This window comes from Bradyrhizobium sp., assembly GCF_049581145.1.
Taxonomy (GTDB): Bacteria; Pseudomonadota; Alphaproteobacteria; order Rhizobiales; family Xanthobacteraceae; genus Bradyrhizobium.
Genome location: NZ_JBAURI010000899.1, coordinates 1 through 13,111, shown reverse-complemented (window position 1 = coordinate 13,111; position 13,111 = coordinate 1). Strand labels below are relative to the sequence as shown.

Here is a 13,111-nt window from a genome sequence, read left to right as displayed (position 1 = left end):
GCCCTGCTAGATCGAAGCCACGAGCGACTCGAAACGCCTCCATTGGACTTCCTTCGAATAACGGCTCGATATCATGTCATGGCCCGCCTGTGCTATTGTTGTTCGCTCACCGGCGGCCGCCAGGTGGCTCCTGATCTGCTCGACGGCCTGCTGCGGCGTCGCATAGGTCGTGATGGTCTCGCCGTTCACCATGCCTTCCGGATAGTTGCCCTGATCCGACAACAGCAGCGCTCCGCTTCCCAGCGCCTCGAAACAACGCATATTGCCGCGATCGGCGCCCGCCATGTCGATCGCGCCGTTCAGCACGATCTTGGCCGCGGACAGCACCTCGTAATAATCGCGTCCGAACACCGGCTGGCGCGTCACCACCCGGATCGGCCGTGGCCGGCGATGTTTCGCGAGCGGCAGCAACTGTCCAAAAGGCGATTCTGCAAGCCGGCACAGCCGCGACCGATCCAGATGGTAGACCACATTGATCTCGCCGGACAGCCTCGCCACCGCCTCCAGCACCGCCGCCCGCTGCTGGTGGTGGCGCGAGTAGCCGCCGACGAACAGCACGTCGACCGGCCGGTCGCGGCGGCCCGCAAACGGCTCCAGCGCGGGATCGTAGGCCGGAAAGAAATAGTCCGTGCGGCAACCCTGCTGTTTCAACCTGTCCAGGATCGAGGGGAAGTTGCAGACCACCAGGTCATAGTCGGCCAGCGGCGCGTTGCGGAACGGCGCGGCGTGCCAGGCAATCGTCGTCTTCACGCAACCGGGCAGGCTCTTAATGAAGTCGCGATCCCATCCCGTCGCGTCGACGTTATAAAATACCTCGGTCCGGTGCGCCTCGATCTGCGCCTTCAGGATGTCGTCTGCCGAGGCGCGCGACGGCAGGCCTTGCTCGCGCGCCCAGACGCGCTGCATCTCGATGTCGTCGCCATTGGCAAAAAAGGCCCATTCGGCGGCCTGCTCGACCGGCAACAGGGTATGGGCCGCCGCCTCGCGGAAATCGAGAAACGCCCTGATCTGGTCGGCAAACCGGCAATGGCTCCTGGTCAGTTCGCGAATTTTGGGACGGAGCGAGGGATAGTATCTGGAATTCTGGAAAAGCCTCACAGGCTGTCTATCCCGGCGATGCCAACATGGCCAAAGCCCTAGCCCAATTTCCGGTCATTCTCAACGTGGCGGCGCGGCTTTTTGCCCCCTGCGCGCGGCGAAAACCGGCCGTTCGACGATGGCGCCCTCCGCCCCGGAATTGGCTCTTGGCAAACTAGCCAGGCAGCGCTGCGATGAGCCGTACGCGAAGCGGCCGATGCGCCAGCGGGCTTGCGATCAGCGCCACGGCCAGCAGCCAGACCGCGCATTCGATCGCAAAGTGCAAGAGCCCGGTTCCCGGTGCGACATCCCGGATCACGACGCCAAGCGCCGCCCCGGAAGCTACGATCGTCACCATCATCACCGCCAGCAGCAGGACGTATCGCAGCGGATGCCGCAAGGTCTCGCTCAGGATGACGAATGACAGAATGCCCGACTGTGCGATCAGATCGCTCGCGATCAGCGCGATGGCGGCGCCGAGCGGACCCAGCCGCGGGATCAGCAGGAATGACATAACCAGGAAGATCACGAGCTGAGTGGACTTCGTCCACAGCAGCAGGCTGCCGCGATTGCTGTAATTGGCATAGCTGAGCGCCAGGATCGCGGGCGCAGCGATGCATGTGCCGAGCAGTAGCGTGATCGTCAGCATCGCATTGGTGGGAATCGCGCCATGGGTCCAGATCGCGAAGAAATCCGGCCAGAAGGCCAGAAGGCCGGCCGTGGTACCGCTCGCAAACAGCACCAGGATCGTCGATCCCCGCGCGTAGAGCCGTTGCAGGCTGTCGCGCGCGCCAATCGCATGGTCGTGGCCGAGTTCGGCCGCAAGCGGCAGCGTCATCTGGTAGCACAGCCCGCGCAACAGATTGGCGATGGTGCGCGTCAATCCCCATTGCGCAATCGCGATGCGGTCCGAGACGAAGATCCCGATCAGCAGGACCGAGAGATAGGCAAGCCCGACTTCGGCAAAATTCATCACCGAAAACGGAAAGGCACCGACAAATTGGCCGACGGTCCAGCGCCAGGAAATCCTGCTCGTTCTGCGGCGGAGATGGCCGAGGAAGGGAAACTGCCGCCGCACGTCGACGAACAGGATGAAGATCGCGGTCGCGATCTGTCCGGCGACGAAAGCAAGCACGACGACCAGCAGGCTGCCGGTCGCGACCACGCCGACAATCTGCCCGATCTGCCCGATCGCGGTTCCCACCGCCTGAACGCGCACGATCCGCCCGTAGAGCCCGCGGGCACGGTAAAGCGCGCTCGGCAGATTGCTCGGCAACATGACAACCGAGCCCAGCACCATGATGACGAAAGCGATGTCGAAGTCCGCTTCCGCCGGAAATCCGAGCAGGCGGGAGGGTGTCACCAGCGCGCATATCCCAAGCACCACGATGGCAAGCAGCAGGGTGAAGCAGACGAAAAGCTGGAATATCGCTCCGTAGTAGCGGCTGCTGCGGCGATCGCAGCCGCTCTTCGACTTGAAGGCGAGGAAGCGGTTCAGCGACCAGGCGTGCAGGCCGGCATCCGCCGCCAGCACGAGACTGCCGGCTGCAAAAATCGTCAGCCACGCGGACAGGGTGTCGCTCGACCAGTATTTCAGGAACAGCGGAATCAGGACGATCTGCTGCGTCAGCGCAAGCAGCAACTGCATCACATTGGCCGACCATCCGCCAAAGATGCGACGCGCGCGGCTCGAACTCAAAAGCGGCACGATACCTCGCTAGGCCTGCTTTTTCTGCGGCGATCGGCAATTTTCACGCGGCGATGGCCTCGGCGTCAAACACCCGCGGGCTCCGAGCGAAGCATGCCTCAAGGCGATCGCGCAATATGGACATCGGCCCTCGGGTTCGGGTACGGATACAAGCCTTATTGTGCCGTGCGGGATCAGACAAGAGGCCAATGCAAAGGTCCGGACTTGGCTGATTTGTGAGGACACCTGCTAGAATGCTGTTCGACCGCAAAAATGGCTCTTCGGCAGGACTGCGCGCACGCACCGGCTGTTGTGACGTGACGCCGCGCGACCGTCCGCTCCGCCTCGCCGGCTATCATCTGCGCGAGGCGCCGGTCGCCGCGGTGCTCGATCCGATCGAGGTCTCCGTCCTGCTCTTGGAATGTGGCGAGCAGCGCTGCCTGATTTTCAGCTTCGACCTGATGCTGGTCGGGTCGGAACTGCAGGATCTGATCCTGGCAAGACTCGGGGAATTGGGATTTGCGCCGCACGAATTGGTGCTGCTGGCCTCGCATACCCACAACGCGCCGGCCACTGATCAGGCCTGCCATCGCCTGGGCATACCGGACGATGGGTTTGTCGAGGACACCGCGCGCGCTACCGAAGACCTTGTCCGTCGCCTGCTGCGCCAACCGGCTTGCGAGGTCGAGGTCGAAATCTTTCGAGGACTGCTCGATCATTCCATCAATCGACGCCGCTTCTGGCCATACCCGACCATCGGACGGATGCATGGGTTCAAGCTGAGAAGCGTCGTCTTTTCGCCGAATCCGTCGGGCCCGAGGGACGAGCAGGCAACGGTCGTGCTGCTTCGCAAGACAGGTGACGGCGAGGCGCTGGGCGTGATCTGGCACTACACCTGTCACCCGACCGCGGTCGTTCCCGACAGCGTCATCAGTTCCGACTATCCGGGCGCGGTGCGCGACATGCTGCGCCAGCGCTTCGGCCAAATTCCATGCGTGTTCGCGCAGGGCTTTTGCGGCAACATCAGGCCGAATATCGCCCCCTCGCCACAGAAGTTCACACTGCGCGAGCGGTTCCAGAAACTCATCCGCGTCGTGGTGTTCGGCAATCTGTTTCCGATTCTCGCCGCCGGGGACTGGATCATCTGGAGCAAGAGTCTCGCCGCAGGCGTCGACAGAATCGTGACCGGTAATGCCGCCAGGACGTTGGCGCCCGCGCGCCTGAAAACGGGTATGGCGAGCATTCCGCTCGGCCAGTTCTTCACCGGCAAGACGCCGAACAAACGGCTGACGGCCCAGATCATCCAGATCAGCAATGCGCTCGAGATCGTGGCGCTGTCGGCGGAGCCGACCGTGGAGTGGGAATGCATTCTCGACGAGGTCATTCCCGCGCTGCCTGGGACGTGTCGCCTCTATGTCGGGTATCTGGGGGCGCTCTACGGCTATCTTCCGACCGATGCGCAGGTGCGCGAGGGCGGCTATGAGGTCGAGGGATTTCAGCCGCTGTTCGGACTGTCCGGCCATTTCGAACCGGATCTGATCGGGCCGGCCGTCGTGGCCTGCGTGAAAGGTGCATTCGAGGATCTGGAGCGCAGCAAACCGCCCGTGATAGAAGGAGCTTCGCGTCCGTCGCCATGAGGCTTGCAGGATTTCGATGACCGCTCCGCTCGCGAGCCGCAGTTTCGGCCTGGACGATCAAATCGCGTTCGCAACGCTGTCGTCGGACTGGAATCCGATCCATCTCGATCAAGCGTTCGCGCGGCGCACCCAGGCCGGCGCACCGATCGTGCACGGCATTCACAATCTCGCCTGGGCGGCTGATGCCGTGCTGCGCACCTTTCCGATCGCGGTCGCCAACATCCGCGCCAGATTCCTGCAGCCGCTCTACCTCGACGAAGCCGCCTCCGTTCAAATTCGACAGCGCACCGACCGGCAGATCGAGTTCGAGGTGGTCACAGCCGATGTCGTCGTGGCGCTGGTCAAGCTGACATCGGAGCCTGGAAAGAAGATCGCGAAGATCGAACCTCGAGCCATCCCGGCCGCGCCGCTGAGCGCGCCTGCCGATCTCTCGCTCGAGCAGTTGGCCGGTCGGGCCGGCGCGGTCGCCATGCCCTACGACGACGTGCGATCGCTGTTTCCGGCGCTGACCGATGCGATCGGACTTAACGGGGCCAAGGCGCTGCTGGCAACCTCCGGGATCGTGGGCATGGCTTGCCCGGGATTGCACTCGCTGTTTGCCGGGCTCGACATCAACTTCGGCGCGAGCGAGGATCAGGACGGCACCTTGGCTTACGCGGTCCGAAAGCTCGACACCCGCTTCCGGTCGCTGCAGATCGATATCGCCGGCGGCGGCGCGGCGGGCCGGCTGGAGGCGTTTTCACGCCCCTCGCCGCCGCGGCAGCCCGGCATGGCCGAGATAGCTCCCCACATCAGCGGCAGACCGTTTGCCGGGCAACGGACTCTCGTGATCGGCGGCTCCCGGGGTCTCGGCGAGGTCACTGCGAAGATCATCGCCGCGGGCGGGGGACGTGTCGTCATCACCTACAGGAATAGCGCGCACGAGGCCGAACGTGTCGCGGCCGACATCGCCGCGTCCGGCGAACATTGCGACGTTCGGCGTTATGATGCGCTGTCGCCGCCGCACGAGCAGCTAACCGGGCTGGAGCCGATCGATTGCTGCTATTATTTCGCGACGCCGAAGATATTCCTGCGCAGGTCCGCACGCTATGAACCGGACCGGCTGCGCCATTTCCTGAGCTTCTATGCCGACGGCTTCTACGATCTCTGCGCGGCGCTGGCGGCGGGCGCGGCGCGGCCGGTCGCGGTGTTCTATCCCTCGACGGTTGCAATCGAGCAGGGCCTCGGCACGACTGCCGAATACGCGATGGCCAAGGCCGCCGGCGAGACCCTGGCCGGCCATCTCGGTCAATTCATGCCGAACATTGCCGCGCTCACCCGCCGCCTGCCACGAATCCTGACCGACCAGACCGCGACCGTCGGCGTCGCCAGCACCGACAACGCGTTGGACGTGCTGCTTCCCATCGTCTATCAAGTGCAACAGATGGCGCGGCAAGAGCCCGCGCCGCCCGGCTGACGATCGGTCTTCCGATTGATCGCTCCAGCACGCAACCGATTCGCCATCACCATTTCGCATCGCCATCATGTCACGCGTCGTCCGCAGTGCCGTCAAGCGCCTGGCCCAGAAGGTTCTGGGCGAGAGCGACGTGCGCGGCCTGATGCGCAAACGCAAGCTGTGGCTCGAGAAGAAAATCTATCGGCAACCGGTCGCGATCGCCGAATTGCGCCAGCAATTGACCGACCTGGGCGCGACGCGCGGCCGCACGCTCTGGGTCCAGTCGTCGTGGAACGAATTCTACAACGTGCCGCTGCGACCGAGTGAAATGATCGACCTGCTGCGCGACATGCTCGGGCCCTCCGGCACGCTGGCGATGCCGGCTTTTCCGATCGACCAGGACGAGCGCAAGGTTTTTCTCGTCGACAAGGCGCCGGTCTACACCGGCCTGCTCTGCGAAATCTTTCGCCGCAATCCGCAGGTGCGGCGAAGCGTCCATCTGAGCTCGTCGGTGTGCGCGGTCGGCCCGAACGCGGATTTCCTGGTGCGGGATCACCACTTGACCGACATGGCCTGGGGCAAGGACAGCCCGTTCTGCCGGCTCGCCGAAGTCGATGCCCGCATGTTCGGGCTTGGCGCGGGGTTCGAGTTCATGACGCCGCTGCACGCGGTGGAATGCCTGCTGTTCGACGAGATTCCGTTCTTTCACCGCGTGTTCGATGGCAGGGTGAAATATCGCTGGAAGCGTGCCAATGGCGAGACCGGCGAACACGAATACCGGCGACGAACCGGCGATATCCGGCCAAAGCGGCTACGCCGCCATTTCGGCCCCGAGATCTGCGTCGATGCACGATTATCCAATTTGCGGATGCTGGCCGCGGACGCGAAACCCTTCATCGCCCAGGCGGTCAGGCTTGGTCGCAGGGGCATTACGATGTATATCGAGCCGGCTCCGAAGCCGGAGCTTTTTGTGCCGCTCGACAAGGGATCGACCGCCTGATGGATCACGCGACTGAAGAACTGGCAGCCCCCGATGCCGTCCTTGCCAGGGTTCAGGACGTCTTCCGCGCCGAGCTCGACAATGAGGCGCTGGCGATCGGACTCGACACCACCCAGAAGGATTTGCCGGGCTGGGACAGCCTGGCGCATATCCGTCTGGTGAGCGGCATCGAAGGCGAATTCGATATCGAGTTCAGTCTCACGGAGATCGAGCGGATCGCCTCGGTCCGGCAGTTCGTCGAGCTGATCCAGCAGCGCGCACGCTAAAAAGCGGATTTTCGGTGTCGAGCAATCCGTCAGCAAAACTCCCATTGCAGGCGCTGCCCTGGCTGCCGCGTCCGTCGGGGAAGCTGCGCGACGCGCTGACGGGGATGCCATCGGATTCCCCGCAGGCCTTGAAATTCCTCCAGTCACTGGCCCTGGCGGCCTGGGGCGAGGCAGATCTCCGCTCGCTCGGCCGCAAGGTCGGCAGCATCCTCAGATCAGCGCCGACGACACTGGCTGCCGAAGCCCCGCGACACGGTCTGGTGCGCATCCACCTCCTGATCCTGTCCGCCAGCACTGCCTCGCATCTCGCCGATGCTCTGATCGGCACCGCGCTCCGGTTCGGATTCCTGCTTGACGTCACTGTCGCCGAATATGAGGAGCCCGAGCCTTGGCTCAAGCGCAACGCGCGCGAGTTGAAACAAAGCCCCGTGGACTTCGTGCTGGTCGCCTCCGACAATCGCATGCTGCGGCTTGCCTCCGGGCTCGACGATTTGGACGCGGCGGCGCAAATCGTCGAGAGTGCCATCGCCCGTATCTGGCGCGTGGCCGAGGTGGCGCGAACGGCAACGGGACGGCCGGTGATCCTGCAGACGCTTGCCGACGACCCGGACGTCATCCAATTCAACATGGATCTGGGACTACCGGGCAGCCCGCGGTGGCTCATCCAGGAATTCAACCGCGGCCTTGCCGTGAGCGCCCGGCGGGACTCCCACCTCGTGCTCGACGTCAATGCGCTGGCGGGTTCAGTCGGTCATTCAGCGTGGTCGGCCGGGCGCTACTGGTATGCCGCGAAATATCCATTCGCGACCGCGATGATCCCGATCTACGCCGACAATCTGATGCGGTTATTCGCCGCGCAGACGGGGCGCTCGCGTCGCGTGCTGGTTCTGGACCTCGACAACACGATGTGGGGGGGCATCGTCGGCGACGATGGCATCGAAGGGCTCGCGCTCGGCAGCGGCAGCGCGCTCGGCGAAGCTCATGCGGCGCTGCAGCGGATGGCTTTATCGCTGAAGGCGCGCGGCATCCTGCTCTGCGTCTCCTCTAAGAACGACGAAGCGATCGCGCTCGACGCCTTCCGCAATCATCCCGAGATGATCCTGAAGGAAGACGACATCACGGCCTTCCGGGTCAATTGGGACGACAAGGCCGCCAACATCAAGCTGATCGCCGACCGGATCGAACTTGGCCTCGAATGCTTCGTGTTCGTGGACGACAACCCCGCCGAGCGCAAGCGCGTGCGCGACGCCCTGCCTGCGGTCGCGGTGCCCGAATTACCCGACGATCCCGCCGACTGGCTGACGGTGCTGCAGGCCGCGGGCTATTTCGAGCAGACCAGCTTCTCCCGGGAAGATCAGTTGCGCGCCGGGTTCTACAAGGCCAATGCCCTGCGTGCGGCGCAGATGGAGCGGATCGGCAATCACGACGACTATCTGCGTTCGCTGGGCATGACGCTCTCGATCGCGCCGTTCGACGCTGGCGGCCGCAAGCGGATCGCCCAGCTCGTTGCGAAGTCGAACCAGTTCAACCTCACCACCCGCCGCTATAGCGAAGCCGAAATCGCCGCGCTGCAGTCAGACCCCAAGGCGCTTACGATCCAGGCCCGCCTCGACGATATCTTCGGCGACAACGGCATGATCTCGGTGGTGATAGGCCGGCAAAGCGGCCACCGCCTGGAGGTCGACAGCTGGATCATGTCCTGCCGGGTGCTCGGCCGCCGCGTCGAGGACGCTATTCTGCACTACATCGTCGCAGAGGCCCGCCGGAAGGGCATGACCGAGATTATCGGGCGCTACATCCCGACTGCGCGGAACGCCCTGGTGCGCGATCACTACGAAAAGCTCGGCTTCGCGGAGATCGCCGCGGAAGACGGCGGCGAAACAGGCGTGAAGGAAACGACCTGGCGACTCGAGGTCGGCGCGTATGCCGACAGGAGCCTGCCGATCAACATCGACGCGCGGCAATCGGATGAGCGCGCCGCTGCGAGTTGAGCGAGGCTTGCGAAATCGCCAGGCTGGCCTGCCAAGCCAGTTGCGATCGGCTATTGAATTCACGGCGGATTTGACCCATCAAACAGGGCCCTGAACCTCCCTTTTCCCTGTTCGGAGTTCCGCCGAATGGCTTTTCCGCGCGCCTCGCAAGCCCTGTCCCGCTTCACCGTGCTCGACCTGACCCGCGTTCGGGCCGGTCCGACCTGCGCCCGGCAGTTCGCGGACTGGGGCGCCAATGTCATCAAGATCGACGCGCTGTTGGAGGAAGCCGGCAGCGAGCAATTGGGCGGGCCGCGCCACGGCTCCGACTTTCAGAATCTGCACCGCAACAAGCGGGCCATGACGCTCAATCTGAAGGATCCCCGAGGTCGCGAAGTGTTCATGCGGCTCGCCGAAAAGGCCGACGTCGTGATCGAGAACTTCCGGCCCGACGTCAAGGCCAAGCTCGGCATCGACTATGAGAGCGTGCGCAAGGTCAATCCGCGCATCGTCTATGGCAGCATCTCCGGCTTTGGCCAGGACGGCCCCTACCACAAGCGTCCCGGCTTCGATCAGATCGCGCAGGGCATGGGCGGCCTGATGTCGATCACCGGCGCGCCCGGAGAGGGCCCGATGCGGGTCGGCATTCCCGTCGCCGACCTCACGGCGGGCCTATCCTGCGCCATGGGCATCCTCACCGCGCTATTGGAGCGCGAGGTGTCCGGCGAGGGCCAGTGGGTGCAGACCTCGCTGTTGCAGGCCCAGATCTTCATGCTGGATTTCCAGGCCGCGCGTTGGCTGATGGAGCGGGAGGTCGCGCCGCAGGCCGGCAACAACCATCCGACCAGCATTCCGACCGGCGTATTCAAGACCTCCGACGGCTACATCAACATCGCGACCACGGGCGGACGCATCTGGGAGCGCTGCGCGCAGACGCTCGGCGCGCCCGAGTTCATCACCGACCCCGACTACGCCACCGCGCCGGCGCGCTCGAAGAACCGCGATGCGCTGAACGCCAGGATCAACAAGCTCACCGAGACCAAGTCCACCGAGACTTGGGTCAACGAGCTCAACGCCGCCGGCGTGCCGTGCGGCCCGATCTATGCCATCGACCAGGTATTCGCCGACGCGCAGGTCGAACATCTCGGCATGGCGCAGGACGTGCCGAACGTGGAAGGCCGCCATATCCGCCTGGTCAGCCAGCCGTTCACGCTGTCGCGCACGCCGAGCAAAATGGCGGCGCGGCCGCCGGAATTCGGCGAGCAGACCGAGGAAGTGCTGGCCGAATTCGGCTTCGGCAGGGACGAGATCGCGGATCTGCGGCAGCGCAAGGTGGTGTGAGCCGGGCGCGCATCCGCTGGACCTGAGATATGCGAGCTTGGCGGTCTATTTGCCGTCGGGGGCTTGCTCGTCACTGGCGTCGACAGTCCAGCCCGCCCGGGTGGTGCCGGACTTGTCAGCGCTGAGCTCGCCGCCAAGCGAGTTCAAGCCTCGCCGGACACCTTGACCGGGCGCCACAGCCGCTCCATCCCAACCCAGGTTCTACCGATCATCGGCCAGAACAGGAGCACAATTGCGAGAGTCGTGATCGAGCCGACGAGGCCGTTGGACCAGAACACCCGCATATCGCCGCCCGAGCCGATCATCGACAGGCGGAACGCATCCTCCGCGCGGCTTCCGAGCACCAGCGCCAGCGTGAACGGCGCCAGCGGGATCGAGATTTTCTTGAAGACATAGCCGACCACGCCGAACACGAGCATCAGCCAGATGTCGAACATCGCGTTCTGGATCGCATAAGCCCCGATCGCGCAGGACACCACGATCATGGGTGCGACGGCCGCGAACGGCACCCGCAGGATCGATGCGAACACCGGCACGGTGGTGAGCACGAGCACGAGGCCGACGACGTTGCCGAGATACATCGAGGCGATCAGCCCCCAGACGAAATCCTTGTGCTCGACGAACAGCAGCGGACCGGGATTGAGGCCCCACACCATCAGCCCGCCGAGCAGGATCGCGGCGGTGCCGGAGCCGGGAATGCCGAGTGCCAGCATCGGCAGCAGCGCCGCGGTGCCCGACGCATGCGCCGCGGTTTCCGGCGCGAACACGCCTTCGATGCGGCCCTTGCCAAAGCTGTCCGGATCCTTCGAAAAGCGCTTGGCGAGGTTGTAGCCCATGAAGGACGCGGCAATCGCGCCGCCCGGCGTTATGCCCAGCCAGCAGCCGATGATCGAGGAGCGCAGCAGCGTCACCCAATATTTCGGCAGGTCCTTCCAGACCGACAGCACCACGCGCAGATTGATGCTGGCGGCGTGGCCGCGCAGCGCCAGGCGCTCCTCCATCGTCAGGAGGATTTCGCTGATGCCGAACAGGCCGATCACCGCGACCAGGAAATTGATGCCGCGGAGCAATTCACCGGAGCCGAAGGTCATGCGCAACTGCCCGGACACGGTGTCCATGCCGATGCCCGCGAGAAGAAGCCCAAGCGACATCGAGATCACCGTCTTGTGCTTGGCTTCACGCCCGAGGCCGACGAACGAGCAGAACGTCAACAGATAGACCGCGAAAAATTCCGGCGGTCCGAATTTCAACGCGAAGGACGAGATCAGCGGCGCCAGGAAAGTGATCAGCAGCACCGCGACCAGCGAGCCGATGAACGACGAGGTGAACGCGGCGGTCAACGCCTCGGCCGCCTTGCCCTGCTGCGCCATCGGGTAGCCGTCGAAGGTGGTGGCGACCGACCAGGCTTCGCCGGGGATATTGAACAGGATCGAGGTGATGGCGCCTCCGAACAAGGCACCCCAATAGATGCAGGACAGCATCACGATGGCCGATGTCGGATCCATGGTGAAGGTCAAAGGCAGCAGGATCGCGACGCCGTTCGGGCCGCCAAGCCCCGGCAGCACGCCGACGAAGATGCCAAGCACCAGCCCGACCATCATCAGCGCCATGGTTTTCCAGGTCAGAAGGACGACAAAGCCGTGCAGCAGGAGACCGAAAGCTTCCATGATGAGCGCTGCCGATCCCTAGTAGCCAAAGGCCGCTTCGAGCGGTCCTTTCGGCATGATGACGTCGAAGGCGATGTCGAAGGTCACGAACATGGCCGCGGTGAACAGGAAGGCCGTCAGCAGCGACTTCCACCATGCGATCTTGCCGACCCAGCGCATGAAGCCCGCGATCAGCAGGAAGCTCGCGACATAGAGGCCGAGGAACTGCGTCGCCAGACAGAACAGCAAGGTCGGCACGAACACCGCCATCACCCGGCGGAGCTGCGCCCAGGTCACGAAGGTTTGGGTCGTCTCCTGCTGCGCCAGGTAGGCCGCGATCAGACCATAGAGGCTGGCGCCGGCGAGGATGACGGCCAGGTAGAACGGGAAATAGCCCGGCTCCGGCCCGGTGGAGTCCCAGGAATTGCCGGTGCGCCAGTTGTCGTAACCAAGCAACGCCGCAAGCGCCAGCAACAACAGCGAGACCACGATTTCGACCGAGCGATTGCTGGTCACCGCGGGCGAGTCGGGCTCCGGCGCGGTCGGATCATCGACAACAATCTCTAACTCGGACTCGGACATGGACCCTTCGGTTCAATCAGGCGCCGATCATCCGCGAAAGCGCATGATCGCGCAACCCGGGAGGGCCGCAATCGTGCGGCTTTGGAGAGCGGGACAACCCGGTACGCTCAGCCGCCCACCCACGGACCTGACGCCGGTCAAACGGGGGCGAGGCATGATTGTCGGTCCTTACTTCGCGACAAACCCTGCTTGTGTCATCAACGATCTGTTGAGCGTGTCATCCTCCTCGAGGAACTGCAACATGCCCTTGCCGGAGAGGAAGACCGGTTTCAGCGCCTGCTTTTCCATGTAGTCCTTGTATTCGGCGGTCTGGGTCAACTTCTGGAACAGGTCGACGTAAAATGCCTGCTGCTCCGCCGTCACCTTGCCGGGCAGGAAGATCGCGCGCAGCATCAGATATTGCAGGTCGAGCCCCTCCTCCTTGCAGGTCGGGATGTCGTGCCACGACTGGGTCTCGGTCACCTTGGCGG

Annotated in this window: 10 protein-coding genes and 1 pseudogene; 6 read left to right on the top strand and 5 right to left on the bottom strand. The window is 64.1% G+C overall.

Annotated features, from left to right (window positions below; translation table 11 throughout):
* Nucleotides 1-6 precede the first annotated feature (6 nt).
* Complete coding sequence (locus WCB02_RS29575; RefSeq protein ID WP_423963452.1) at nucleotides 7-1,098, bottom strand: glycosyltransferase family protein; 1,092 nt, start codon at nucleotides 1,096-1,098, stop codon at nucleotides 7-9.
* A gap of 154 nt (nucleotides 1,099-1,252) precedes the next feature.
* Complete coding sequence (locus tag WCB02_RS29570; protein WP_423963450.1) at nucleotides 1,253-2,785, bottom strand: lipopolysaccharide biosynthesis protein; 1,533 nt, start codon at nucleotides 2,783-2,785, stop codon at nucleotides 1,253-1,255.
* 296 nt (nucleotides 2,786-3,081) lie between these two features.
* Here WCB02_RS29570 and WCB02_RS29565 point away from each other — a divergent pair, with 296 nt between their 5' ends.
* From WCB02_RS29565 to WCB02_RS29540, 6 genes are all read left to right on the top strand, one after another.
* Nucleotides 3,082-4,401: a hypothetical protein gene (locus WCB02_RS29565; protein WP_423963448.1), complete on the top strand. Its 1,320-nt coding sequence runs from the start codon at nucleotides 3,082-3,084 to the stop codon at nucleotides 4,399-4,401.
* Nucleotides 4,402-4,417: 16 nt separating this feature from the next.
* Nucleotides 4,418-5,857, top strand: coding sequence for an SDR family oxidoreductase (locus WCB02_RS29560; RefSeq protein ID WP_423963445.1), 1,440 nt, complete (start codon nucleotides 4,418-4,420; stop codon nucleotides 5,855-5,857).
* Between the two features lie 67 nt (nucleotides 5,858-5,924).
* A complete protein-coding gene (locus WCB02_RS29555; RefSeq protein ID WP_423963442.1) occupies nucleotides 5,925-6,836 on the top strand; it encodes an AAC(3) family N-acetyltransferase in 912 nt (303 codons plus the stop codon).
* Nucleotides 6,836-7,102: an acyl carrier protein gene (locus tag WCB02_RS29550; RefSeq protein ID WP_423963440.1), complete on the top strand. Its 267-nt coding sequence runs from the start codon at nucleotides 6,836-6,838 to the stop codon at nucleotides 7,100-7,102. The genes WCB02_RS29555 and WCB02_RS29550 overlap by 1 nt, the downstream gene beginning before the upstream one ends.
* Before the next feature lie 14 nt (nucleotides 7,103-7,116).
* Complete coding sequence (locus WCB02_RS29545) at nucleotides 7,117-9,093, top strand: HAD-IIIC family phosphatase (protein ID WP_423963438.1); 1,977 nt, start codon at nucleotides 7,117-7,119, stop codon at nucleotides 9,091-9,093.
* A gap of 126 nt (nucleotides 9,094-9,219) precedes the next feature.
* Nucleotides 9,220-10,413: a CaiB/BaiF CoA transferase family protein gene (locus WCB02_RS29540; protein ID WP_423963435.1), complete on the top strand. Its 1,194-nt coding sequence runs from the start codon at nucleotides 9,220-9,222 to the stop codon at nucleotides 10,411-10,413.
* 143 nt (nucleotides 10,414-10,556) lie between these two features.
* Here the strand turns inward: WCB02_RS29540 and WCB02_RS29535 are convergent, their stop codons facing one another.
* The 3 genes and pseudogenes from WCB02_RS29535 to WCB02_RS29525 form a co-directional block, all read right to left on the bottom strand.
* On the bottom strand, nucleotides 10,557-12,080 hold the full coding sequence (locus WCB02_RS29535) for a tripartite tricarboxylate transporter permease (protein WP_423963432.1): 1,524 nt from the start codon (nucleotides 12,078-12,080) through the stop codon (nucleotides 10,557-10,559).
* A gap of 18 nt (nucleotides 12,081-12,098) precedes the next feature.
* The gene (locus tag WCB02_RS29530) at nucleotides 12,099-12,641 is read right to left on the bottom strand and encodes a tripartite tricarboxylate transporter TctB family protein (RefSeq protein WP_423963430.1); all 543 of its coding nucleotides are present in this window, start codon (nucleotides 12,639-12,641) and stop codon (nucleotides 12,099-12,101) included.
* Nucleotides 12,642-12,809: 168 nt separating this feature from the next.
* Nucleotides 12,810-13,111, bottom strand: a pseudogene (locus WCB02_RS29525) (tripartite tricarboxylate transporter substrate binding protein); the annotation flags it as partial.

Coding starts and splice junctions, on each gene's coding strand:
- WCB02_RS29540 (WP_423963435.1), top strand. CDS start 9,220: ATGGCTTTTCCGCGCGCCTCGCAAGCCCTGTCCCGCTTCACCGTGCTC.
- WCB02_RS29560 (WP_423963445.1), top strand. CDS start 4,418: ATGACCGCTCCGCTCGCGAGCCGCAGTTTCGGCCTGGACGATCAAATC.
- WCB02_RS29550 (WP_423963440.1), top strand. CDS start 6,836: ATGGATCACGCGACTGAAGAACTGGCAGCCCCCGATGCCGTCCTTGCC.
- WCB02_RS29555 (WP_423963442.1), top strand. CDS start 5,925: ATGTCACGCGTCGTCCGCAGTGCCGTCAAGCGCCTGGCCCAGAAGGTT.
- WCB02_RS29535 (WP_423963432.1), bottom strand. CDS start 12,080: ATGGAAGCTTTCGGTCTCCTGCTGCACGGCTTTGTCGTCCTTCTGACC.
- WCB02_RS29530 (WP_423963430.1), bottom strand. CDS start 12,641: ATGTCCGAGTCCGAGTTAGAGATTGTTGTCGATGATCCGACCGCGCCG.